This is a genomic window from Brucella sp. LJL56 (assembly GCF_054871705.1).
The window spans coordinates 321,455-346,307 of the sequence record NZ_JBTXLQ010000003.1; the positions used below are offsets into that span (position 1 = coordinate 321,455).

Sequence of the window (24,853 nt, forward strand, 5' to 3'; positions counted from 1 at the left end):
CACGAACAACAGAAGAATTAATCGCTACCCAGACGGTATCAATATCTTTCTTCCTTCTACTACCTACGACAGTGTCTCCCCTTGTGTGAAGTCACCGAACAAGTCCAGCTTGCGGCGGTTCAGGCGGCGCATGTCTCCGCGCCTTATCGTGACGCTGTTGCGGTCGAAGAATTCCAGTATCTGGATCGCCACCTTGCGACCGCTATCCACCCGGTCGCGAAACCGCGCCGCAATGAACCAACCACTATCGAATGCCGCATCCATATCCGACAGGATTCCGATCATTTCGGCAATTGTCGCCCGCAGGAAAAAATGGTCGTGCGCCACTTCATGCACCCGGCCCATGCGCCCTGAAAGCTTGAGCAGGCGGCGAATATCTTCCTCCCGTTCATCAAGCAGACCCGCAATATCGCGCACGCGCGGCGGACGAAAACGAGCCTCACCGTCAAGCAGCGGCGCGATGCGTTGCCAGAGCGTTTCGTCGGCATCGTTCATCGTCACTTCATGATCGCGGAGGCGAAGCCAGGCACCGTCCAGCCTCAGCAGGTCGGCCTCGACCAGAGCGGCGATGGCCGCGCGAAAGGCTGGTGCTGGCAGGCGCGGCTTCAACAGCAACCTCAGCCGCTCTACACCCATGCCGATCAGGTCTGGATTTTCTTCGTGGAAAGTGCCGAGCCGCGCCAGAATATCGTCGCGCAACGCATCCCATCGCCCTGGCAGCAGCAAGAGCACCGAATTTGCTTGGCGGAGCATCGCAGCATTGAGCACTTGCGCCAGACCTTGCGGATCATCCGGCAGCGCGCGGTCGCACAAGAATGCAGTTGCATCAAGAAAACAAGGCTCGACAGACAGCAGTGCCCGTGTCGCTTCCACCGGGTCGTCAATGGAATAGGCGTCGAGCTGCGCCATGCGTTCCGGGCTGCGGCGCTTGCGTTGGGGCGGGCGCAGATCGAGAAAACGTCCACCGCCGATGGTGCGCTGCGCAGAAACATCCCGGATGACGAAACGATCTCCTGCCGCAGCCGTAACAGGACGATCCAGCACCAGTTGCACCCGGTCTTCAGTGCCCGGTCGAAGTTCTTCATCCCGCAAAAGCACGATGCGCGCACCGACCTCAGTTGCGGCATGATGCAGGCGAACCGGGAACCATTGACTGATCGGCTTTTTCTCAGATGACAGGATTTGCAACGATGCGTCGATGCGGTCCGTCGGGCGATGAAGGCCGGGTGACACCAGCATATCGCCGCGATGTACGGCCTCTTTCGATATGCCATCGCCTGCCAGATTAAGCGCGCAGCGATCACCCGCCTGCGCGGTTTCGCTTAGCCTGTTCTGCGCGTGAATGGTGCGAACACGCGCTTCCTTGCCCGACGGACTGATGACCAGATGGTCGCCAATAGCAACCTTGCCGGACAGTACCGTGCCGGTAACGACCGTGCCCGCGCCCTTGATCGTAAAGGAGCGATCCACGGCAAGACGAAAGCGACCATTTGCCCGCCGCTCACCGAAGGCATGGGCTTCGGTTTCCAGTATGGTTTTAAGATCGTTGATCCCGGCACCCGACACGGTGGAGACCGACAGCACGGGAGTTTCGGCAAGTCCGGTCGGCGCCAGTTCATTGCAGATCGCGGCTTCCACTTCGGCAAGACGATCAAGCTCGACAAGGTCGGATTTGGTGATGACAGCTATACCGCGCCGGATGCCAAGCAGGTTGACGATTGCCAGATGTTCACGCGTCTGCGGCATGATCCCGTCATCGGCAGCGACAACCAGCATCACAAAATCGATGCTCGCCGCACCGGCCAGCATCGTGTGCACGAATTTTTCGTGCCCCGGCACGTCGACAAAGCCGAGTATTTCCTTTTCGTCGCCGGACAAGGGCAGATAGGCAAAGCCGAGGTCGATGGAAATGCCCCGCGCCTTTTCCTCTTTCAGCCGGTCCGTATCGACTTGCGTGAGTGCGCGCACCAGCGAGGTCTTGCCGTGATCGATGTGCCCCGCCGTTCCGACAATCATGGCTTTTCATTCAGCGCATTGCGCGCTGCCTCGATGAAGGGGGTGGCAAGCGCACTGCCGCCCGCCTCGGCGCGCATGAGACATTCGTAAGCCGCCACCGGGTCGCGTTCCACGCCCATGCCAAGATGCAGCGCGGCACCAAGCATGGCTTCCCCATCCGCGTCGCCCGCGGCGGACGCCTTCCGCCACCAGTGTACGGCCTGAGACGGATCACGCGGCACGCCGAGAGCATTATGATAGATCATGCCAAGCCGGGTCATGGCGCTCGCAACGCCGCCTTCCGCTGCTTTCTGCGCCCACTCGCGTGCCTCGACGGGATCGGCGGAGATTGCCTCGCCTTCCATGAGCATCCAGCTCAGCATGTCCTGCGCCTGTGGATCGCCCTGTTCTGCGGCAAGCCGGTACAGCCTTGCCGCTTCCGGATAGTCGGCTTCAATGTCTTCGCCCTTGAACAGCAGTGAGGCGAGATTGCGCTGGCCGGAAGCATCGCCAGCCGCAGCAGACAAAGCCAGCCAGCGCTGCGCAAGACCGACATTTTTCTCAACGCCCATGCCGCCTGCAAAACAGGCGCCGATATTGTTCTGGGCGCGCGCATTGCCTGCACGTGCCAGCGGCTCCCATATGGAGAGTGCAGTTGCATAGTCACCCGCCTTTGCAGCGACAAGCGCCTTCTCCAGCGCTTGCGCTGTCGTATCCGGCTTCGGTTTGCGGGCGAAAAAATCAGCGAGCCGCATAGGATGACAGGTTCCGAACAAAACTATTCTCGTCATCAAGGCAGCGCATATCGAGCACGAATGCGCCCTTTTCGATCCGCCCGATGACCGGCAGGGGCAGTGCACGCAATGAACCGGCAAGTGCTGTCAGCGCGGAGCCGCTGCCGTCCTTCGGCACAATCGACAATCCAGCACTTGGAACGGTCGAGAGCGGCAATGCACCAGAGCCGATCTGGCTGGCGCAATCTGTCACCGTCACGATAAAAGTCGGGCCGAGTATTTTCTCCAGCTCCGGCTTGAGCCGTTCTGCCTGTGCGGCAATTTCAGCCTGCGGACGCGCCAGAGTGCGAATGGTCGGCAGCTTTTCGGCAAGCCGTTCTGGATTGCGATAGAGTTTCAGCGTCGCTTCAAGTGCTGCGAGCCGGATCTTGTCGACCCGCAAGGCGCGCTTCATCGGGTTCTTGTTGATGCGGGCAATCAGATCGCGCCGCCCGACGATGAATCCCGCTTGCGGCCCACCAAGAAGCTTGTCGCCGGAAAAGGTGACGATATCCGCACCTTCGGCGACCGCTTCGCGTACTGTCGGCTCGTGTGCGAGGCCGAAAGAAGTCAGATCGGCAAGCGTGCCGGAGCCAAGATCATTGACCAGCGGCACGCCCTTGGCTTGCGCGATTGTGGCCAGTTCCGGTGCCGTGACTTCCCGCGTAAAACCTTCGATCCGGTAGTTGGAGGTGTGGACCTTCAACACCAGCCCCGTATCAGGGTTGATTGCATTGTCGTAATCACGCGGATGAGTGCGGTTGGTGGTGCCCACTTCGACAAGCCGTGTCCCGGCGCGGGTCATGATGTCCGGCATACGGAACGCGCCGCCGATCTCAATCAGTTCGCCGCGCGATACAATGGCTTCCTTGCCCGAGGCAAGGCTGTTCAGTACCAGAAGCACGGCAGCGGCATTGTTGTTGACGACGGTGGCGTCTTCCGCCCCGGTCAGTTCGCAGACAAGTGCGCGCAGATGGTCATCCCGCTCGCCGCGCCCGCCCGATGACAGGTCGAATTCAAGCGAAACCGCCTGCCGCATGGCTTGCGTAGCGGCCTCGATTGCGGCTTCGGCAAGAATAGCGCGCCCCAGATTGGTGTGTAGAACGGTTCCCGTCAGATTGAACAGCGGGCGCAGGCTCGATTGCCCCGACGCTTCAAGCAAATGGAGAACCCGTTCAGCCAATTGCGTGTTGCTTGAAAGCGGGGTGCCGGATTTCACCGCCTCGCGTTCATCGTCCAGCGCCTTCCGCACGGCCTCCGTCACCGATGCGTGGCCGAAGCTCTCCAATGCCCCGGAAAGCTCCGGCATTTGCAGGATGGAATCCACGGATGGAAGGTGACGCAGCGAGGTCTTGATCTGGTCCATGCTGCCTCACAGTCCGGCAAGAAGCGGGGAGAAGCCGCCTCGCCCGTAAGGCGTCTCGCGCATCAATATATCGAGACCGAGGCTTGCAATATCGTCGGTCATCGGATCGGCATCCGCTGATAGTTGCTGATAGATGATCTTGACCCAGCGCTGGCATTCGTCGCAGGTTTCGGCCTTGATGATGCCGCCGCCTTCCTCGACTTCCTTGTAGCCGATGCCCTTTGTGGAGCCGCAGCACACGCATTTGACCCGCACATAATGCCAGAGCGTGTTGCAGACGGAACAGGAGCAGAAGCGTGCGCCATGCGCACCGTGCCAGCCTACGACCATCGAGCTTGACGGTATGCTGCCGCAAGTCGGGCAGACGCCATCGGCAACGGGCTTCAGCGACTTCGGGTCAAGCGCCGATGCGAGCCGCGTGAAATAGAGCTGCAGGCCCGCCCAGACATAGATATGTTCGGCAATCGCGTCCGGCGGCAGGACACCGGCGAAGATTGCCTCGATCATCCGGCGACGCTCACCCGCATCACTACTCGCCACACGCTCCAGCGCATCGGCTGCATCCTGCGGCTTGGCAATATTGCGAGCACGCTCAAAGAGCCGATCGAAGATGGTATCGAGCGCCTCTTCCGATATGGCATCCGCACGATCGACAGACGGCATGCCGAATTCCCGCCCCCGTTCATCGCCCTGCCGCGCGGCGACAGGACCGAGACCAGTGGCAATTTCAGACTGTGCCTCGCTCAGATCGGCGATAAATTCCAGATAGGGCTTCAGTGGACTGACCGAGCCCAGAAGGCGCAGACGCTCTGCTCTTTTGGCAAAAAGCGCGCCGGGGTCCGGCAATTGAACGAAGGGTGGGGCCGATATTTCGCCGATGACCGTCGGGTCCGGCACCAGATCTTTCTTGCCTGCCATGTCACTCCTCACGAACCCAACGGGCCACGTGGACCACTGAATACTGTCATTCTGAGGCGACCAACGGAAATTACAACCCGCCAGTGCGAAGTTCTAGAGCATTTCCTGTCTTGATTGAATCATTGGAAATGCTCTATCTTTTTGTTTTTTCGCGCATCTTGTTCCGAAAACCGTTTCACACTTTTCGGGATGCGCTCTAGGCGGCAGGCTTGCTGCCGCCCTGTTTCACTTTCTGCTTCGATGTCAGTTCGCGCAACCATTTGCGGTGATGTCGCCATGCCCAGCCGCCAGTAACCGTGCCGCGTGTCATCGCATGGATTGTGCCCTTGACCCAGATCGCGGCATAGACATGCACGATCCAGACGCAGATCGCCGCCACCGCCGCCATGGAATGGACAAGCAGGGCCCAGCGCTGCTGGTTGATGCTGGTGAAGGAACCGAAATATTCGTTCCAGATCATCACGCCGGAAACGATCAGAATGATAATCAGCAGCGACATGGACCAGAAAACAAGCTTCTGACCTGCATTATATTTGCCGACTTCGGGCAGTTTTTCCTCATGGCCAGCGATCACGTCATTGGCCTGTGCCAGCCATTGGCTGTCTTCGCGCTTCCACAGATTGGCACTCCAGAAACGCACGAAAAGCCCAAGGAAGCTGAAGAACAACACCACGCCGATCCACGGGTGGATGGCGCGTGTCCATTGTCCGCCGCCAAACAGACCTGACAGGAAAAACAGCCAGGGGTGGAACATCGCAAGGCCCGACAAGGCCAGCAGCACGAGGCTGATGGCGGTGATCCAGTGATTGAAACGCGCGCCGCCTGAATAGCGGTGCACCCTGACCGGCTTGCCGGGTTCTATCCCGTCGCCGCGTTCAACATCGTCAAAGTCGGTCTTGCTCATGAGCTTTTCTCTCCCGTGAGCTTTTCGGCCTGTTCCTCGTCATGCTCTGTCACGACGTTCGGACCCTTGAAGACATAATGCAGCAGACCTGCTGCGGCAGCCAGCCCCATTGCGGCCATGCCCGCATATTTGGTCATGCCTTTCCACGCCTCGACAACCGGGCTGATGCGCGGATTGTTCGGCAGATTGGCGTAGATTTCGGGCTTGTCGGCATGATGCAGCACATACATGACATGCGTGCCGCTGACGCCCGGCGGGTCGTAAAGCCCCGCATTTTCAAAGCCGCGCGATTTCAAATCCTTGATGCGACCCTCGGCCCATTCCTTCATCTCGTCCTTGGTGCCGTAGACGATGGCCTGTGTCGGGCAGGCCTTGGCACAGGCCGGTCCTTGTCCAACCGCGATGCGGTCGGAACAGAGCGTGCACTTGTAGGCCTTATGAGTCACTTCCGAAACGCGCGGAATGTTGAACGGGCATCCCTTGATGCAATAGCCGCAGCCGATGCATTCATCATGGATGAAATCGACGATGCCATTGGAATATTGCACAATTGCGCCCGGCGCCGGACAGGCTTTGAGACAGCCGGGGTCTTCGCAATGCATGCAGCCATCCTTGCGGATAAGCCATTCCAGATTGCCGGTATCGGGATTATCCCACTCGGTAAAGCGCATCAGCGTGAAAGTATTCGGCGTCAGGTCATGCGGATTGTCATAGACACCCACATTGATACCAACTTCTTCATGCGTGTCGTTCCATTCGGCGCAGGCTGACTGGCAGGCCTTGCAGCCGATACATTTCGACACATCAATAAGCTTCGCCACCTCGGTCTGGCGCTCTGCAGGCGGCGTCACATTCGACGCCGACCGCCTGATCAGGTCCTTATCACCGAAACGCGGCTGTTGCGGCTGAACGCTAGGATTGGGAACGGGTGGAAACATCTCTAATCCCTCCTAAGCTACAGGCGCGCTTGAGCGCTCTATATTGACCAGAAACGCCTTGAATTCAGGCGTCTCGATATTCGCGTCGCCGACAAACGGTGTCAGCGAGTTCGGGCCGAAGCCCTTGCGGGCAGCACCCATGAAGCCCCAATGGAGAGGGATGCCGACCACATGCACCGTCTTGCCGTCGCAGATGAGCGGCTTGATGCGCTTGGTCACCACGGCCTTGGCCTTGACCGAACCGCGCTTCGACCACACCCGCACCCAGTCACCCTTGGCAATGCCCTTTTCCTTCGCCAGCTCTTCGGAGATTTCCACGAAGAACTCGGGCTGCAGAACGGCATTCACCGTGACGTGCTTCGTCCAGTAGTGGAAATGCTCGGTCAGGCGGTAGGAGGTCGCCGCATAGGGGAACTCCTCCGAGGCCGTTTCCGCAAACTGCTTGAAGTCGTCGTTGAAAACGCGCGCCACCGGATTACCCCGGATTTTCGGTGCGATCACATTGGCGAGCGGCGATTCAAACGGCTCGTAATGGGCCGGGAACGGACCATCGCGCATCATGCCGCGGCAGAACAGGCGCGAGGAGCCTTCCGCATTCATGATGAACGGACCAACCTCGTTCGGCTTGGCGGTCGGCGCAATATCCGGCACGTCATAGCCCGTCCATTTCGAACCGTCCCATTCGATGAGCTTGCGGCTCGGGTCCCACGGCTTGCCGTTGAGGTCGGCAGAGGCGCGGTTATAGAGAATGCGACGATTTGCAGGCCATGCCCACGACCAGTTGAGATAGGCGCCGCTCTCATCCGGATCGTGATTGTCGCGGCGGGCCATATTGTTGCCAGCCTCGGTGAAGCAGCCGGAATAGATCCAGCAGCCCGATGCCGTCGAACCATCGTCGCGCAGTGCCGCGAAGCCGGACAGAAGCTTGCCAGCCTCGGCAACGACCTTGGTCGGATCAGTTGGATCGGTCACCGTGCCAAGGGCACGACCGTTCAGTTCCTTGGCCAGTTCTTCCGCCGTCGGCTCGCCTTCGTCCTTATAATCCCAGACAAGATTGAGGATCGGATCGGGGAAGGCCCCGCCTTCCTTGCTATAAAGCCCCTTCAGCCGCAAATATATCTGCGCCATAATCCAGTTGTCGGTCTTCGCGTCGCCGGGCGGCGTAGCACCAGGCCAGTGCCATTGCAGCCAGCGCCCGGAATTGGTGAGCGAACCCTCATCCTCTGCGAAGCAGGTGGATGGGAGCTGGAACACTTCCGTCTGGATGGAAGCCGAATCCACGTCGTTATATTCACCGTGATTTTCCCAGAAACGCGAGGTTTCCGTTTCCAGCGGATCCATCGTCACGAGGAATTTGAGCTTCGACAAAGCGTCGGTCAGCTTCTTGCGGTTCGGCACAGCCATCAGCGGGTTGAACCCCTGACAGACATAGCCGTTGACCTTGCCCTCATACATCATGTCGAAGATGCGAAGCATGTCGTAATTCGGCACGTCGAGCTTCGGCAGCCAGTCATAGACGAAGTCGTTTTCGACGGTCGCGGCACTGCCCCACATCGCCTTCTGGAAACTGACGAAGAACTTGCGATAGTTCTGCCAATAGCTTGTCTGGTTCGGGCGCAGCGGCTTGAAGCCGCGTGTCGACATATAGATTTCGAGATCGGTTTCCTTTTCGACCGGGATATTCATATAGCCCGGCAGAAGATTGGACATCAGGCCAATATCGGTCAGTCCCTGAATGTTGGAGTGACCGCGCAGCGCATTCATGCCGCCACCACGCACGCCGATATTGCCGAGGATGAGCTGCAGCATCGCCATGCAGCGAATATTCTGCGACCCCTTGGAATGCTGCGTCCAGCCGAGCGCATACATCGACGTCATCGTCTTGGTCGGAGCCGAGCATTCGGACATCATCTCGGCCACCTTCAGGAATTTCTCCTTCGGCGTACCGCAGATGCGTTCAACCATTTCCGGCGTGAAGATCGAAACGTGCTGCTTCAAGAGATTCCAGACGCAGCGGGGGTTCTGCAACGTATCGTCGACGACCGCATAGCCGTCATCGCCGATCACATAATCCCAGCTCGAACGGTCGTAATCCCGCTTTTCCTCGTCATAGCCGGTAAACAGCCCGTCCTTGTATTCGAAGCCATCCTTGATGATGTAGCTGGCATTGGTGAAATGCTTCACATAATCCCACTGCACCTTATCATTCTGGATGCAGTAGTTGATGACGCCGAGCAGGAAGGCGATATCCGATCCCTGCCGGATAGGCGCGTAGAAATCCGCCACAGACGCCGTGCGCGTGAAACGCGGATCGACGACGATCAGCTTGGCGCCGCGATTGGCCTTGGCTTCCGTCACCCATTTGAAGCCGCACGGATGCGCTTCCGCAGCATTGCCGCCCATGACGACGACGAGATCGGTGTTCTTGATATCGGTCCAGGAGTTGGTCATTGCTCCGCGGCCAAATGTTGGGGCGAGACTCGCCACCGTCGGGCCGTGTCAGACGCGTGCCTGGTTATCGAATGCTACTATGCCTGTGCTGCGCACCACCTTGTAGGTGAGAAACGCCGTTTCGTTGGTGGTCGCCGAAGCTGCGAGGAAACCCGTCGAGGTCCAGCGGTTGACCGTCGTGCCCGCCTCGTTCTTCGCGATGAAGTTGGCATCGCGGTCGTCTTTCAGATGCCGCGCGATGCGATCGAGCGCATCTTCCCAGGAAATCTGCTTGAACTCGGACGAACCCGGCTCGCGCACCTGCGGATATTGCAGACGGGTCTTCGCCTTGACGAAATCCTTCAGTGCCGCGCCCTTCGGGCAAAGCGTGCCGCGATTGGTCGGGTGATCCGTATCGCCTTCGACATGGATCAGCTCGGCCTTCTCGTTCTTCCTGACGTCGCCCTTGGAATAAAGGATGACGCCGCAGGCGACCGAGCAGTAAGGACAGGTATTTCGGGTTTCGGTCGTGTTGGTCAGCTTGAAGGGGCGAATGGATTCGGCATAGGCGCTTTCCACCGCACCAAAACCGAAGGACCCAAGCGCCGAAGCCGCCACTACCGCCCCCGTTCCGCCCAGAAACTGGCGGCGTGAGAGCTCCACATTCATTGCGCTGCACCTCCCTGATCGTCGGAAGAAAAATGCCAAAGCATATTCTTCTTTAAATTGGACTTGCCTGACATCAGTTCACCGCAATAAAACCAAGTTGTCAACCGAACCGCAGGCTAAAAAAATTAACAATACGGTGCATTTATCAATAACATGACTTTTATAGTCATATATTAATACATGATCCTTACAACAGGAATGACTTGAAAGCGCACCGGCTGATTGACGTTCCAGTGTAAAACCGCCAGACTGACGTCGTGGCTTCTTTCGTTGCTCCCGAGTTTCGGGGCCTGAATTTTGAGTGGCTCTTGCCTCGTGTCGGCTTCCTTGACCCGATGCGATGGTGTTGTGTGGCCCTCAGCTCAGGCTTCTTTCGATCACGAAAAGCCGCATCCAGATTTCCTGCAATCGCCGCATTCCTTTCGCTGTCCGCCCTGAAAGCGGGAGAGCGATTTTTTCCGCGCAATCGCAAAACAATCATTCAAAGCAAAAAAGGGGATCGTCATGAACCGTCGGGAACTTCTTAAATCCGGTGCGGCTTGCGCCGCCTTCAGCATGCTGCCGAATTTTGCATCTGCGGCCAGCAATACATTTGCGCCACAGCCATCCGGCTGGCGCAGCTTCGAGATCACCACCAGCGTCAAGCCTGCCGCTTCGGGAGAAGTTGTCCGCGTCTGGGTTCCGATGGCCGGGTTCAATGGCGACGACTGGAACCGTCCCGAAGGCAATCGCTGGACGACAAATGCGAAGATCGCGCGGCTCGACCGCGATCCGGCCAGTGGCGCCGGGATGCTTTATCTCGAATGGGATGCAAACGAAGCAAAACCGCAAGCCGAGATCATCAGCTTCATCTCCACCCGCGACCGTGCAAGCAGCCTTGATGCTTCGGCAAAGGCCGTGCCGCTGACCCACGCGGAACGCGAACGCTATCTGGCCGGGACGCGCCTTGCGCCCGTCGAAGGCATCGTCAAACAAACCTCCGACAAGATCGTTGCGGATGCGGGCACCGATGAGGAGAAGGCACGCCTGATCTATGATTGGGTCGTCGCCAACACCTACCGGCGCGCCGCGACGCGCGGCTGTGGTGACGGCAACATCGTCGCCATGCTAGACACCGGCGATCTCGGCGGCAAATGCGCCGACATCAATCCGCTGTTCGTCGCTCTGGTCAGGGCGGCGGGAATTCCGGCCCGCGATCTTTATGGCGTGCGCGTTGCGCCTTCCGCCTTCGGCTACAAGAGCCTCGGCGCAAAGAACGAAGTCATCACCAAGGCCCAGCACTGCCGCGCCGAAATCTATCTCGACGGCATTGGCTGGGTCGCGGCCGATCCGGCGGATGTGCGCAAGGTGATGCTGGAAGAGGAAAAGGACGGGTTGACCGCCGACGATCCGCGTGTCGTGGCCGTCCGGCAAAAGCTTTTCGGCTCATGGGAGGGCAACTGGATCGCCTTCAATGATGGCAGCGATATCGCCTTGCCATCTGCGCAAGGACCGGAGCTCGGCTTCCTGATGTATCCGCAGGCCGAAGTCGCCAGCGCCCGTCTTGATTGTCTCGATGCGGATGCTTTCCGCTACGCGATGACTGCGCGCGAGATAACAATTTAGTTTGAGGAAATAGAATGGATATTGCATCGCCTATTCGTCTCAGCACCCTTGCCCATGGCGGCGGCTGCGGCTGCAAGCTTGCTCCGGCCGTTTTGCAGGACTTGCTGTCGGACCAGCCGGTCATGCAGCCTTTCAGCCAACTTCTCGTCGGAACGGAAACCGGCGATGACGCCGCCGTCTGGCAGTTGGACGACGAAAACTGCGTGATCGCCACCACGGATTTCTTCATGCCGATGGTGGACGATCCGTTCGACTTCGGACGCATCGCAGCCACCAACGCGATATCCGACGTTTATGCCATGGGTGGAACACCGATCATGGCGCTGGCGATCCTCGGCATGCCGGTGAACAAGATGCCCGCCGAAATGATCCGCGAAATCCTGAAAGGTGGTTCCAGCATCTGCGCTGAAGCTGGCATTCCAGTCGCCGGCGGGCATTCCATCGACGCGCCGGAACCGATCTACGGACTGGCGGTCATCGGCACCTGCAAGCTTTCGAGCCTGCGCAAAAACAGCGGCGCGCGCGCCGGAGACACGCTGATACTCACCAAGGCAATCGGCGTCGGCATCTATTCTGCCGCTTTCAAGAAGCAGGAACTTGACGGCACCGGCTACGATGAAATGATGGCGTCCGTCACCTTGCTGAACCGGGTTGGCGCCGAACTTGGCAAGGATGACGCCGTCCATGCCGTCACCGATGTCACCGGCTTCGGCATTCTCGGTCACGCGCTCGAAATGGCGCGCGGTTCGAATGCAGGCATCAGCCTCGACTATGCTGCGCTGCCTTTTCTCAAGCAGGCCGAGCACCTCACGCAAGGCGGCTTTGTAACAGGAGCCTCCACCCGCAACTGGGCAAGCTACGGCCATGAGGTGCGGCTTCCGGACGATTATCCGCTCTGGAAACAGCAATTGCTGACTGACCCGCAGACATCCGGCGGCCTTCTCGTATCCTGTGCGCCGGAGGAAGCCGAAAGGCTTTTGAACAGTATCTGCGCCGCCGGTTATCCATCTGCCAGCATCATCGGAACGGTGACGGATGATAAGGGCCACGTGACGGTGACAGGCTGAAAACTGTTGAGACCACTCATCAACAACTCGCTTGCCGATTGGGCTGTTCCCCTCTGGAAATCGCCGCCATGAGGCGATAAAGGCAACAGCGCGTCCCGAAAAGTGCGAAGCGGTTTTCGGAAAAGATGCGCGTTAGAAACAAACGGATAATATTTTCCAGAGGGACATCATGGGCTATTTTCCAAGTTGGCGTTTGACATCAAACGCCGTCGTGCTTCCTGACGAGCGCCTGCCAGCCGCCGCCGCCATACCAATGGGCGTGCAGCATCTTCTCGCAATGTCCGGCTCGACCATCGTGGCCCCGCTTTTGATGGGTTTCGATCCCAATGTGGCCGTCTTCTTCTCCGGTATTGGCACGCTTCTGTTCTTCGTGCTGACGGCAGGCCGTGTGCCGAGCTATCTCGGTTCGTCCTTCGCATTCATCGCGGTCGTGATTGCCGCAACCGGCTATAGCGGTTCCGGCCCCAATCCCAATATCGCCATCGCGCTCGGCGGCATCATCGCCTGCGGCGCGCTCTATGCCTTTATCGGCCTTGTGGTCATGGCCATCGGCACGGGCTGGGTCGAAAGGCTTATGCCTCCGGTCGTCACCGGCGCCATCGGCGTTTCCATCGGCCTCAACCTCGCACCGGTCGCCGTCGGCCAGTTGAAGGGAAGCGGCACGCATATAACCATCGCGCTGCTCACCGTTCTCTGCATGGGGATGATCGCCGCCTACGGACCGCGTGGGACCAAGCGCCTGTCGGTGCTTTTCGCTCTACTGTTCGGCTATCTGCTGGTGCTGATCCTCGGCAACGGCCTCGGCATCGTGCCCGGCATCGATTTCACCGCCGTCAGCAATGCAGCCTGGTTCGGCCTGCCGCATTTCACCACGCCGGAATTCAACTGGCAGGCGATCACCCTCATCGCGCCGGTCGCTGTCGTTCTGGTGGCGGAAAATCTCGGCCATATCAAAGCGCTCGGTTCGATCACCGGCCAGAACATGGATCGCTATATCGGCCGCGGCTTCCTCGGTGATGGCCTTGCGACCATGATTTCCGGTTCAGGCGGCGGCACCGGCGTCACCACCTATGCCGAAAATATCGGCGTCATGGCGATGACCAAGGTTTATTCGACGCTGATCTTCGTCATTGCGGCCGTCATGGCACTGATCCTCGGCATGTCGCCGAAATTCGGCGCGATCCTCCAGACCATCCCCGCCCCGGTTCTGGCAGGTCTTGCGGTTTCGGTGTTCGGCCTGATCGCCTCGGCAATGGCGCGCATCTGGATCGTCAACAAGGTGGACTTCGCGGATTCCCGCAACCTGTTCACCGCTGGCGTGGCGCTCATCTTCGGCGCGGGCGACTTCACTTTGACGATCGGCGATTTTTCGCTTGGCGGCATTGCGACATCGACGCTGGCGGCCCTCGTCTTCTACCAGTTGCTCGGTATCGGTCGTAGCGATAAGCCAGCGGCATAAAAACAAGAGGAGCGGGCATCGGTCCCGCTCCTTCCATGCCGAAGCAATTCTTACTTGATCGACATCAATTACTATATTTCTATATCCGTCTATGTCTGGGAATGAAGATCATCTGGATGAGACGGGTTCATGCTATCAGACCTCTTCGAACACAACCGGCAATGGGCAGCGGAAAAGCGTCAGGAAGACCCTGAATATTTCAGCCGCCTGTCATCAATGCAGCGTCCGGAATATCTCTGGATCGGATGTTCGGACAGCCGCGTTCCGGCCAATGTTGTCACCGGGTTACAACCGGGGGAAGTCTTCGTGCACCGCAACGTCGCCAACCTCGTCCATCGCGCCGATCTCAACCTGCTGTCAGTGCTTGAGTTCGCCGTCGAGGTGCTGGAGATCAAACACATCATCGTCTGCGGCCATTACGGATGCGGCGGCGTACGCGCCGCCATGGCCGGTTATGGCCACGGCATCATCGACAACTGGCTCCAGCCGGTTCGCGATATCGCACAGGCAAACGCGCAGGAGCTGGACGGCTTTATCGATCCCGAGGAACGCCTGAACAGGCTTTGCGAACTGACCGTCGCCTCGCAGGTGGAAAGCCTGTCGCGCACGCCGGTTCTGCAATCAGCCTGGAAGCAGAACAAGGATATTGTCGTGCACGGGTGGATGTACGGCCTCAAGGATGGCCTGCTGCGTGACCTTCAATGCGACTGCACGAAAAGCGTGCTGCATTTTTCCTGTCAGCCGGCGGGATAATCCGCAAGCAGCCTTTCGGCCCTGATGCGCATGTCCGGTTCAAGTTCGGTCGAACGTCGCGCAATCTTGTCGAAATAAACCGTGGTTGTCTCATTGAGCGCGCGCAACTCGCCGTCCAGTGAACCCACCATCATCTGTCGAAAGGTGATCGACGAGCGCCCGACTTTCAGCACGTGTGAGTTGATCGTCAGCAGATCCCCGGCTGGAACTTCCTGCTTGTATTCGGTTGTCGAGCGCACATCCGCCCAACCGAAGCCGTCATCGGGAATTTTCCCGGCAATGTGGCCCAAAAGGTGAAAACTCGCATCATCGAACATCCCAGCATAATGCCGGACATTCATGTGTCCCATAACATCGCACATCCACGGATGCGCGACGCCAACAAAGGTAACAAGACCGCTCATCGCGCCACCGACTGATAGCCACCCAGAAAGGCCGTGAGGTTATCGCCCAGCGCATCGCAGAGATAGCCGCCTTCCTGCACGATGACGGTTGGCAGCCGAAGCTTTGCGATTGCTTCTGCAATGCGGCCGAAACCGCCGGTGGTAACCGACAATCCGCCGAACGGATCGCCTTCAAACGGATCGAGGCCAAGTGCTACCACCAGCGCATCCGGCGTAAAGGCTTCAATGCGGCGGAAGGCTGTTTCGAGTGACGCCAGGAATTCGGCATCGCCGGATTTGCGCGGCAGCGGCAGGTTGAGATTGTAGCCAAGCCCCGCGCCCTCGCCGCGCTCATCGGCATGGCCCCAGAAAAACGGATAGAAGCGCACCGGATCGGCGTGAATCGAGACGGTCAGCACATCAGGGCGGGCATAGAATATGCCCTGCGTGCCGTTGCCGTGATGCAAATCGACGTCGAGGATCGCCACGCGCTCGGCTTTCGAACGCAGGCGCTGGGCCGCGACAGCCGAGTTATTGACGAAGCAGAAGCCGCCCGCCACATCGGCAAAGGCATGATGCCCCGGTGGACGGCAGAGCGCATAGGCCGCGACCTCGCCTGCAAGCACCGCATCGGCGGCATCGACCGCGCTCCATGCGCTCCAGCACACACTTTCCCATGTATGTTCAGCAATCGGGCAAGCCGTATCGGCCATGTGATAGCCGACCTGCCCGACTGCGGATGCGGGATAACGGCCGTCACGCGCCAGCGGATGGATGTTCGGGATTACCTCTTCCGAAGCCTCCTCAATGCGCCGCCAGCGGGCGTAGATATGCTGCAGGAATTCCAGATATTCCGGCGTATGCACGGCTGCAATCGGGCCAAGGCCATGATTTCGCGGACGGATGATCTCGCAGCCTGCGGCTTTTGCGCCGGTGAGCAGACGCTCAACACGCTCCGGCTGTTCGGGGTTCGGCTGCGGCGCACCGCTGGAAAGAAAGGCTTTCGGGTCGTGACGCTTCTGTTCGACAGCGTAAAAGGCTTTCATGACTGCTCCCTAAATTGATTGATGCGCGCCAGACGGGCGAAATCATCGCCATAGGCGCCATGATCGCGGTCGGCTTCGATCCAGCCGATACCCAGCCGCTCGTAAAATCTCTGCGCTGCGACATTGTCCCGGTCCACGGCCAGCCGCAGATAGACGCCGCCTCGCGCCATCGACCAGGAGGCGACATGGCGCAAAAGCACCTCGCCGATCCCCTTGCTACGAAAGGCCTCATCAACGTAAAGGTCCTGCACGTAGACGCCGGGTTTGCCGTACCACGTCGAGAAAATCGGGAAGAACAGAGCGAGCCCGGCAAAACCCTCGTCCACCTCAGCGATCAGGCTGGTAAAAGCCGCGTATGGACCGAAGCCGTAGCGGCGGAAATCCTCAACGGTGCTGGTGATTTTGCCCGCAGCGCCAAGTCCCGCACCCATCACGCAGATTGCTGCGTGAATCTGTTCAGCATCGGCAAGTTCCGCCAGCCGGACCACGACGCCTGTTTTGCTGTCCAACACAATCTTCGGCATCAAAACTTCACCCTGTCTCCACCTTTGAGGCCCAGATATTCACGCGCCTCGTCGGGCGTCGCAACTTCCAGCGACAGGCCGTCGAGGATGCTGCGGATGCGACGAACCTGATCGGCATTACTCTTGGCAAGCTGGCCGCGCCCGTCGTAGAGGCTGTCTTCCAGCCCGACACGCACATTGCCGCCCATCGCCGCCGCCATGGTAATCATCGGAATCTGATGCCGCCCAGCCGCCAGCACCGAGAAGGAATAGTCGTCGCCGAACAGTTTGTCGGCGATCCGCTTCATATGCATGAGATTGTCCGGGTCGGCACCGATGCCGCCCAGCACGCCGAAGACGAACTGGATGAACAGGTGGCCGGACACCAGCCCCCGGTCGCGGAAATGCGCCAGCGAATAGAGATGACCGACATCATAGCATTCAAACTCGAAGCGCGTGCCGCAGCCCTGCCCGAGGCTGGTCAGAATGCCTTCCATATCCGCAAAAGTGTTCTTGAAGATCGAATGACGGGTAGCCTCCAGCAGTTCCGGCTCCCACGCGTGTTTCCATTCACGCGGCTTGTCGAGTGCCGGGAACAGCGCGAAATTCATCGAGCCCATATTGAGCGAACACATTTCCGGTTGCGCTTTAAGTGGTGCAGCCAGCCGATCATCAAGCGTCATCAATGATGAACCGCCCGTGGAAATATTGACCACCGCCGCCGTCGATTGCTTGATGCGCGGCAGGAACTGCATGAACAGGTCCGGATTGGCGGAGGGCCTGCCGTCGCGCGGATCGCGGGCGTGAAGATGCAGGATGGATGCACCCGCTTCCGCCGCCGCGATGGCTTCGCTCGCAATCTCGTCCGGTGTCACCGGCAGATGCGGCGACATGGAGGGCGTGTGCACGGAACCTGTCACCGCGCAGGTGATGATCACCTTGCGACGCGTTCTCTTCTTGTCGGTCATGATCGGGTTTCCTTACGCATTCACGGGCAGTTTGAGCTCACGCGCCAGAACCTCCAGCGTATCGCCAAGGATGGCGGTGATCTCGCCGACCTGTTCGCGGCTCACGACCATGGGCGGACAGACGAGGAAGTGATCGCCCTCGACACCACCGCGCGTGCGGCGCGAATAGATGATGAGCCCGCGCTCATAGGCGAGATCGACCATCCGTTGATGAGCGTTCAGTTCCTTCGGCAGCGGTTTCATGGTTTCGGGATCGGACACGAATTCGGCAGCGAGCAGCAGGCCCTTACCGCGCACATCGCCGATGAAGGGAAAGCGTTTTGCAAGCCCCTCCAGCTCGCCCTTCAGAGCGTCGCCCATACGGGCAGCGTTGCCGACCAGATCAAGGCGATCAATCTCCTGCAGCACCGCCTTGCCCGCTGCGCAGGCCAGCGGATTGCCGGCATAGGTGAAGCCATGTAGGAAGCCGCCTGCATCCAGAACCGGCTGCACGATACGGGCTGGTGCCGCCATCGCGCCAAGCGGGCAATAGCCGGAGGCAAAGCCCTTGGAAAGCGCGATGAGGTCGGGCTTGCAATTCCAGTGGTCGCCGCCGAGAAACTTGCCGGTACGCCCGGCGCCGCTCATCACCTCGTCGTGGATCAGCAGGATCCCATAACGGTCGCAGATTTCGCGGATACGCGGATAATAGCTGTCGGGCGCGACCAGCGCGCCGGTGGACGCCCCGCCGATCGGCTCCATGATGAAAGCGAGCACGCTTTCGGGGCCTTCTTCCTGAATCTTCTCCTCCAGCATGTCGGCATATTTCTGGCCGCGCTGTTCCATCGTGAGATTGTCGCGGTCGAGATAGGCGGTCGGTGCCGGAACTTTCGGCATTTCGCGCATGATGGGCGCGAAGGGCTCGCTCAAAGCCGCATAGCCGGTGACAGCCAGAGCGCCAAGCGTGCCACCATGATAGGAGGGAAAACGCGAAATCACTTTCCAGCGTTTGCCCTGTCCTGTCGCAACCGCCCATTGGCGGGCGAGCTTGATGCAGGATTCGACCGCTTCCGACCCGCCGGAAACGAAGAAAATCTTGTCCAGCCCCTCCGGCATACGCTCGGCGGCCATGCGTGCCAGATCTTCCGCCGGTTCATTTTCGAAATGCAGGCGATAGGCGAAGGTCACGCGGTCCATCTGCTCTTTCATGGCATCGAGCACGTTGCGATTGCCGTGGCCGATATTGACCACCATCGCGCCGCTCGACCCGTCGATGACACGGCGTCCGTCCTGATCCCAGATGTAGATGCCCTCGGCACGATCCACCAGCGGCCTGCGCAGGCGCGACTGGTAGAAAAGATGCGATGCGGGGCGTTCGTTCAGTGCTTTTGTGTTGAGCATGGCGTTACTCTGTCAGCGCTTGAGATATTGGTTGAGAACATTGGCGGTCACACGCTCGACCATACGGTCACCGCGCTTGAGGGCCGCCACCCACTCGCAGCTTCCGGCGTGGAAAACCTCGCCCTTGCCGCGCGGGAAGTTGACGATCATGCCGCAGCCGCGCTTGATGCGTTCGACGGCTGCATCCCCATTGTCGCCGATTAGCGTATCGGCAACGAATTTGGCATCGGCATCGGAGAGGAACTGGTCGTCGGCTGGAATATCCGCACTCTCCTCCTTCAGAGACGACATGCCGAGCGCCAGAATCTGCAATCCATCGGGAGCGCCACTGCCTTCCTCCGGTTCCGGCAATCCGCCCCGGATCACATAGTCGAGCCCGTCGACTTCGTAACCGAAGGCGTGACCATCCGCGCCGAGAAGATCGCCGTAATAGATGCCGGTGCCAGCAAAGGCCCAATGCTCGGGGCGATAGACCGGGAAACCACGCACGCCCCGCGGGGCGCAGCCGCCCCAGCCCACATATAGCCCGCGCAGTGCGTTGAGCCCGAATGTCTCCGCTGCGGGCCGTCTGGTTTCGGTCGCTTCCCAGCAACCACTGGTGCGGCGCGGATCGGCGGAGCGATAGACCGGATCTTCGGCGCGGGCGCGATATTTGTAGCAGGTCTGGCGCTTGCCATTGTCCTCAAGCCGGGTCTGCCACATGAAATTGCCCGCAAAACGTGCCGCACGGCCGCCGCCATCGACATAATGATCGACAGCATCGCGCATTTCCCACGTCCAGTATTCGTCGTGACCGACAAAGGCCACGCAATCATAACCGTCGAGGATTTCCGGCGAGAAATGCAACTCGTGCTGGCTGGCGAGATCAACCGCATAGCCTTCCCGCTCGGCCCAACGGAAGAACAGGCTGTCATAGCTTGCCCAGCCGGAAGAGGTATATTTCTTGGAATAGCCATTGGCATAGGCCCATTCCATATGCGGATAGCGCGGGGGTGCGGCAGGCGGCGTCACAAATTCCAGCGGCACGCGAGGCGCGTCGGATGGCAGGACAACAAAGCCACGGCAGAACGGACGTTCGATACTCACCGTCGTCGCATATTGATCGCCATTCGGCCCGGTAATGCCCTGATAATGGTTGGAACCGCCCCAGGTATTATAGGCGGTCCATGTGCCGGTCGCGGCGACCTGCAGGATACGTCCGGGCTTGCGGCCCGCCGCCGGGCGCAGGATGAAAAGGTGATGGCAATGGATCGGCTGTCCGTCATTGCCATGCGCCTTCAGCGTGATGCGATAAGCGCCGGAAGGCCAGTTTTCATCCGTCTTGAAGGTGAATGTCGTCTCCCAGCCACAACCGACAACCGAACATTGCGCCGGTGTTTCCTGCCATTTGCAGTCAATCCCGCGTTTGGAGAAGACCGGCGTTTCCACGGCCCCGTCCCGCACGATTTCAATATCGAAACGCGAGGCGGTCGCACTCACCTGCAGATGGACAGTCGCGCCCGGCAGATAGGAATAGGCGTCGGTGTAGCACCAGATTTCGCCGCGCGGCCCGTCCATGCCGGGATATTCGTAATAGTGGCCAAGGACTGCTTCGCGCCGTTGTGCCGGGGTCAGCCCGAAATCGGGAAAATCGTTAACGTTTCTCTCGCTCATGCCGAGACCTCACGCAGCCAGATATTTCTTGAGGAAGGAGCGGGTACGCTCCTGCACCGGATTGCTCAGAATCTGATCCGGCGGTCCCTCTTCCACCACCACGCCACCATCCATGAACAGGATGCGGTCGGCGACCTCGCCTGCAAAACGCATTTCGTGCGTGACGATCAGCATCGTCATATGTTCGGCGGCAAGCTGCTTCATGACGGCATTGACTTCGTCCACCAGCTCGGGATCGAGCGCCGAAGTAGCCTCGTCGAACAGCATCACCTTGGGCTGCATGGCGAGTGCACGCGCAATGGCCACGCGCTGCTTCTGACCGCCCGACAGCCGCGAAGGATAGACGTCGATCTTGTCGGCAAGCCCCACCTTCGACAGAAGCTCCAGCGCCAGCGTGCGGGCCGCGTCCTTGCCCATGCCTTTCAGCTTGATCGGGCCGAGCGTGATGTTTTCCAGCACCGTCAGATGCGGGAACAGATTGAAGTGCTGGAACACCATGCCCATCTGCTGGCGCACCGCATTGATATGCTTCTCAAACGCCTGCCCTGTCAGCGGCTGGTTGACCTGCACGCCATCGAGCCAGACTTCGCCGCCATTCAGCGTTTCCAGATGATTGATCGAACGCAACAATGTGCTCTTGCCGGAACCACTCGGACCGATGATCGCAACGATCTGGCCGCGCGCCACCGAAAGGTCGATGCCTTTCAGTACTTCCAGCTCACCATAGGCTTTGCGGGCGCCCTTCACTTCGACCATCGGTTTTGCGGCTTTGGGGCTGCTCATCGCGTAACCTCCACTTTTCTTTCAATGCGTCGCAAACCGGCCTCAAGGACGAGATTGACCACGTAATAGATGGCCGCGACGGTGATATAGAATTCGAATGGGCTGAAGGTTTCGCTGATGGCAAGCTGGGCGCTATGCACCAACTCGGCAATGCCGATGATCGAAACCAGCGACGTATCCTTCAGAAGAACGATCATGTTGTTGCCGATGGGCGGGATCGTGTTGCGGATCGCCTGCGGGATGACGATGTAGCGCAAAGCCTGACCGTGGCTGAAACCGATGGAACGGGCGCCTTCCATCTGACCCGGATCGACCGCCACGATACCTGCCCGGATGATATCGGCATTATAGACGGCAAAGTGCAGGCTAAGGCCGATAATGCCAGCACCAAGAGCGGGAATATTGATGCCGATCTGCACCAGCCCGAAATAGATCAGGAACAGTTGCAGCAGAAGCGGCGTTCCCATGAACAGCCACATGAAAAACCGTACCGGCCAGGCGAGTATGGCAGGCGCATAAAGCACCACCAGCGCAAATGCGATGCCGAATACGAAGCTTAAGAACGCCGATGCAACGGTCAGAACAAGCGTCCACCACAGTCCGGTCAAAAGCAGATCCGTATAGGGAGTGACGATGCTGAAATCGAGAGCCTGCATCCAGTCCCCCCTCACTGCGCCGCGAAGCGTTTGTCGAGAAAATCGACCCCGCGCGCCATGACATAGATGATGATCATGTAGAGAACGGCGGCGACGCCGAATATCTCGAACGGCTTGTAGGTCGAACCGATGAAACGCTGTGCCGTATAGGTCAGTTCAACCACCGAAATGGTGGAGACCAGCGCCGAGCCTTTCAAAAGGGCAATAGCGTTGACACCGAGCGGACGGATCATCAGGCGAGCCGCCTGCGGCAGTACGACGAGCCGCATGGTCTGGCCGCGCCCGAAGCCGATGGAACGAGCCGCCTCCGTCTGGCCGCGGTCCACGCTCTGGATCGCGCCGCGGATCGATTCCGACATATAGGCGCCGATATTCAACCCAAGCCCGATGACGCCAGCGGCAAACGGTTCCAGATTGATGCCGATCTGCGGACCACCGAAATAGAGAATGAAGAGCTGGACAAGGCAGGGTGTACCGCGAAAGACGCTGACATAGGCGATCGCAAATCCCCGCCAAATGGGGGAGCGGGACAGGCGCGCCGCCACAAGTGTTGCAGCCACCGCAAGGCCCAGGATGAGGGCCAGCGCAGAAATTTGCACAGTTACCCATGCCGCCTCCAGAAAAAACGGGAGGACGCGCTGCATCAACGCAAAATCCATCGGAAAACTCCGGTCAATCGGTTCTCAACCGGCCCGGACATATGCCGGGCCGGGATGACGTATCAGCGAATGTCGCTGCCGACCCATTGCATCGAGATCTTCTCGTAGGTGCCGTCGGCCATGATCTCATCGAGAGCTTTCTGCATGGCAGCCTTCAGCTCCGGATTGTTCTTGCGGATGGCGATGCCGATGGCGACGCTGCCGCCTTCAATGTCCGGCGTATCGAGCTTGCGGACCTTCTGGCCGGTTTCCTTGATTGCCACCATGACCGGAATGTTGTCGACAACGATGGCGTCAACACGACCCGAATTCAGTTCGAGCATAAGTTCCGGCAAGCCCTTATAGGTGCGAATGGTCCAGCCGCCCTGCTCGCGCGCCCACTTCTCATGGGTTTCACCAAGCGTCACGCCCAAGGTCTTGTCCTTGAGGTCATCCAGCTTCTGAACGGGCGAATCCTCTTTCACGAAAACCGCGCGGCCCGCATGATAATACGGCCCCACGAAGTCCACGGCCTTCTCGCGTTCCGGCGTGATCGTCATGGAACCGACGACCGTATCGAACTTGCCCGCCCGAAGACCGGCAACGATGCCATCCCAGGCCGTGGTGATGAGCTGCGGCTTCAACTGCATACGCTCGGCAATCGCCGAACCGATGGAAGCGTCGAAGCCCACGACTTCGTTCTTCTCGTTGACGAAATTGAACGGCGGGTACTGGCCGCTCATGGCGATCTTCAGTTCGCCCGATGCCTTGATCTTTTCAAGATCATCCGCCTGTGCGGGCGCAATCGCAAAAACTGCTGTGGCGGCAATTGCCGCAGCGGCAATGAAACCCGTGAATTTGTTAAACATGCTGTTCCCGACTTCCTCTTGATTGTTTTTCTTGAGGCCTTTTTTATGGCCCTCAATTTTCATGATTGCTTTTATGGATGCATTTCGCAAATAGATAATGGGAATAGATTGCATAGATTTTATGAATGGATAAAGCCATGTCGCTGCACCGCCCCGAGCGTCTTGTCTGGGATCTGGACTGGAATCTTCTGCGTAGTTTCGTGGTGATCGCCGAAGTGAAAAGCATCACCCGCGCCGCCGAGCGCCTCAACCTCAAACAGCCAAGTGTGAGCAATGCGCTGCGGCGGCTGGAAGATCGCATCGGCCAGCGACTGGTGGAGCGTGACGCCACGCATTTTGAGCTCACCGAAGTTGGCAAACTGCTCTATGAACAGAGCATCGAAGTCTTCGGCGCCATTTCGCAATTGCCGCAATTGGTGCGCGGCGTCGGTGACGATGTGACTGGCCATGTCACCATTTCAGTCGCCAGCCACATTGTTTCGCCCGTTTTCGATCAGGCGCTTGCGCTTTTTCACGAACAGCATCCCCGCGCAACACTGACGATCAACGTATCCGCCAGCACCGAAGTCGCCCGGCTGGTGCGGGAAAAGCGCACCTCGTTCGGGCTTGGTCTGGTGAGCAATCGCGACCCGGCGCTGGACTACACCATGGTCTACCGGGAGTTCTTCGGCTTTTTCTGCGGACCCCGCCACCGCATGTTCGGCCAGTCGGGGCTGACGCTTGCCGATCTGAAGGGAGAACCATCGGTATCGTTCCAGACCGATCATATTGCCGACGCGCTGCGCCCTGTGGCCCTGCTGCGCAGCGAGGCGCGGCTTTCGCCGGATGTCGTCGGCACCTCGTCGAGCCTTGAAGAAGTGCGCCGGATGATCATCACCGGGCTTGGTATCGGCCCGCTTCCGCTGCATGTCGCGCGGCGCGAGATCGATGACGGTGTTCTCTGGCGCCTGCCGCCCTACGATAACCCGCCGGCTATCGATGTTTTCCTGATCCATAATCCGGAAACCAATCTCAACAAGGCCGAAAAGGCCATGCTGGCCGGACTGAAGGCGTTGATTGCCTCCACCCCGCTGGAAGACCGTATCTACGGAGATTGA

General features: G+C 59.2%; 22 protein-coding genes. 5 read left to right on the top strand and 17 right to left on the bottom strand.

What is annotated here, in order from left to right; all coding sequences use genetic code 11:
• Positions 1–63 precede the first annotated feature (63 nt).
• From selB to fdnG, 7 genes are all read right to left on the bottom strand, one after another.
• A complete protein-coding gene (selB, locus tag ACYSN1_RS13530; RefSeq protein ID WP_461726153.1) occupies positions 64–2,016 on the bottom strand; it encodes a selenocysteine-specific translation elongation factor in 1,953 nt (650 codons plus the stop codon).
• Complete coding sequence (locus ACYSN1_RS13535) at positions 2,013–2,750, bottom strand: tetratricopeptide repeat protein (RefSeq protein WP_461726154.1); 738 nt, start codon at positions 2,748–2,750, stop codon at positions 2,013–2,015. The genes selB and ACYSN1_RS13535 overlap by 4 nt, the downstream gene beginning before the upstream one ends.
• On the bottom strand, positions 2,737–4,134 hold the full coding sequence (gene selA, locus ACYSN1_RS13540) for an L-seryl-tRNA(Sec) selenium transferase (RefSeq protein WP_461726155.1): 1,398 nt from the start codon (positions 4,132–4,134) through the stop codon (positions 2,737–2,739). The genes ACYSN1_RS13535 and selA overlap by 14 nt, the downstream gene beginning before the upstream one ends.
• A gap of 6 nt (positions 4,135–4,140) precedes the next feature.
• Positions 4,141–5,052: a formate dehydrogenase accessory protein FdhE gene (fdhE, locus tag ACYSN1_RS13545; protein WP_461726156.1), complete on the bottom strand. Its 912-nt coding sequence runs from the start codon at positions 5,050–5,052 to the stop codon at positions 4,141–4,143.
• 196 nt (positions 5,053–5,248) lie between these two features.
• Positions 5,249–5,956 (bottom strand): formate dehydrogenase subunit gamma, encoded by a 708-nt coding sequence (locus tag ACYSN1_RS13550; protein ID WP_109988098.1) that lies wholly within the window; start codon positions 5,954–5,956, stop codon positions 5,249–5,251.
• Positions 5,953–6,894, bottom strand: coding sequence for a formate dehydrogenase subunit beta (fdxH, locus tag ACYSN1_RS13555; protein ID WP_461726157.1), 942 nt, complete (start codon positions 6,892–6,894; stop codon positions 5,953–5,955). The genes ACYSN1_RS13550 and fdxH overlap by 4 nt, the downstream gene beginning before the upstream one ends.
• Before the next feature lie 12 nt (positions 6,895–6,906).
• A complete protein-coding gene (gene fdnG, locus ACYSN1_RS13560; RefSeq protein ID WP_461726158.1) occupies positions 6,907–9,993 on the bottom strand; it encodes a formate dehydrogenase-N subunit alpha in 3,087 nt (1,028 codons plus the stop codon).
• A 504-nt stretch (positions 9,994–10,497) separates the two neighbouring features.
• Between fdnG and ACYSN1_RS13565 the strand changes: the two genes are divergently transcribed.
• The 4 genes from ACYSN1_RS13565 to can all read left to right on the top strand — a co-directional run bounded on the left by ACYSN1_RS13565 (position 10,498) and on the right by can (position 14,877).
• Positions 10,498–11,598, top strand: coding sequence for a transglutaminase-like domain-containing protein (locus ACYSN1_RS13565; protein ID WP_461726159.1), 1,101 nt, complete (start codon positions 10,498–10,500; stop codon positions 11,596–11,598).
• A 14-nt stretch (positions 11,599–11,612) separates the two neighbouring features.
• Positions 11,613–12,665 (top strand): selenide, water dikinase SelD, encoded by a 1,053-nt coding sequence (gene selD / locus ACYSN1_RS13570; protein ID WP_461726160.1) that lies wholly within the window; start codon positions 11,613–11,615, stop codon positions 12,663–12,665.
• 169 nt (positions 12,666–12,834) lie between these two features.
• On the top strand, positions 12,835–14,124 hold the full coding sequence (locus ACYSN1_RS13575) for a solute carrier family 23 protein (protein ID WP_461726161.1): 1,290 nt from the start codon (positions 12,835–12,837) through the stop codon (positions 14,122–14,124).
• 129 nt (positions 14,125–14,253) lie between these two features.
• On the top strand, positions 14,254–14,877 hold the full coding sequence (gene can, locus ACYSN1_RS13580; protein WP_461726162.1) for a carbonate dehydratase: 624 nt from the start codon (positions 14,254–14,256) through the stop codon (positions 14,875–14,877).
• On the opposite strand, the gene ACYSN1_RS13585 is transcribed toward can, so the two are convergent.
• From ACYSN1_RS13585 to ACYSN1_RS13630, 10 genes are all read right to left on the bottom strand, one after another.
• Positions 14,862–15,281, bottom strand: a complete 420-nt coding sequence (locus ACYSN1_RS13585) for an acyl-CoA thioesterase (RefSeq protein WP_461726163.1) — start codon at positions 15,279–15,281, stop codon at positions 14,862–14,864. The two genes, can and ACYSN1_RS13585, sit on opposite strands and share 16 nt — an antisense overlap.
• Entirely contained in the window at positions 15,278–16,306 is a 1,029-nt protein-coding gene (locus ACYSN1_RS13590) for a histone deacetylase family protein (RefSeq protein ID WP_461726164.1), read from the bottom strand. The genes ACYSN1_RS13585 and ACYSN1_RS13590 overlap by 4 nt, the downstream gene beginning before the upstream one ends.
• The gene (locus ACYSN1_RS13595; protein WP_461726165.1) at positions 16,303–16,830 is read right to left on the bottom strand and encodes a GNAT family N-acetyltransferase; all 528 of its coding nucleotides are present in this window, start codon (positions 16,828–16,830) and stop codon (positions 16,303–16,305) included. The genes ACYSN1_RS13590 and ACYSN1_RS13595 overlap by 4 nt, the downstream gene beginning before the upstream one ends.
• Positions 16,830–17,777 (bottom strand): beta-keto acid cleavage family enzyme, encoded by a 948-nt coding sequence (locus ACYSN1_RS13600; RefSeq protein ID WP_461726166.1) that lies wholly within the window; start codon positions 17,775–17,777, stop codon positions 16,830–16,832. The genes ACYSN1_RS13595 and ACYSN1_RS13600 overlap by 1 nt, the downstream gene beginning before the upstream one ends.
• A 12-nt stretch (positions 17,778–17,789) precedes the next feature.
• The gene (locus ACYSN1_RS13605) at positions 17,790–19,157 is read right to left on the bottom strand and encodes an aminotransferase family protein (RefSeq protein WP_461726167.1); all 1,368 of its coding nucleotides are present in this window, start codon (positions 19,155–19,157) and stop codon (positions 17,790–17,792) included.
• A 12-nt stretch (positions 19,158–19,169) separates the two neighbouring features.
• On the bottom strand, positions 19,170–20,810 hold the full coding sequence (locus tag ACYSN1_RS13610) for a N,N-dimethylformamidase beta subunit family domain-containing protein (RefSeq protein WP_461726168.1): 1,641 nt from the start codon (positions 20,808–20,810) through the stop codon (positions 19,170–19,172).
• Between the two features lie 9 nt (positions 20,811–20,819).
• Positions 20,820–21,566, bottom strand: coding sequence for an amino acid ABC transporter ATP-binding protein (locus tag ACYSN1_RS13615; protein WP_140021019.1), 747 nt, complete (start codon positions 21,564–21,566; stop codon positions 20,820–20,822).
• A gap of 23 nt (positions 21,567–21,589) precedes the next feature.
• A complete protein-coding gene (locus ACYSN1_RS13620) occupies positions 21,590–22,249 on the bottom strand; it encodes an amino acid ABC transporter permease (protein ID WP_461726169.1) in 660 nt (219 codons plus the stop codon).
• Between the two features lie 11 nt (positions 22,250–22,260).
• The gene (locus ACYSN1_RS13625) at positions 22,261–22,908 is read right to left on the bottom strand and encodes an amino acid ABC transporter permease (protein WP_461726170.1); all 648 of its coding nucleotides are present in this window, start codon (positions 22,906–22,908) and stop codon (positions 22,261–22,263) included.
• A gap of 62 nt (positions 22,909–22,970) precedes the next feature.
• A complete protein-coding gene (locus ACYSN1_RS13630; RefSeq protein WP_461726171.1) occupies positions 22,971–23,756 on the bottom strand; it encodes an ABC transporter substrate-binding protein in 786 nt (261 codons plus the stop codon).
• A gap of 137 nt (positions 23,757–23,893) precedes the next feature.
• Between ACYSN1_RS13630 and ACYSN1_RS13635 the strand changes: the two genes are divergently transcribed.
• Complete coding sequence (locus ACYSN1_RS13635; RefSeq protein WP_461726172.1) at positions 23,894–24,853, top strand: LysR family transcriptional regulator; 960 nt, start codon at positions 23,894–23,896, stop codon at positions 24,851–24,853.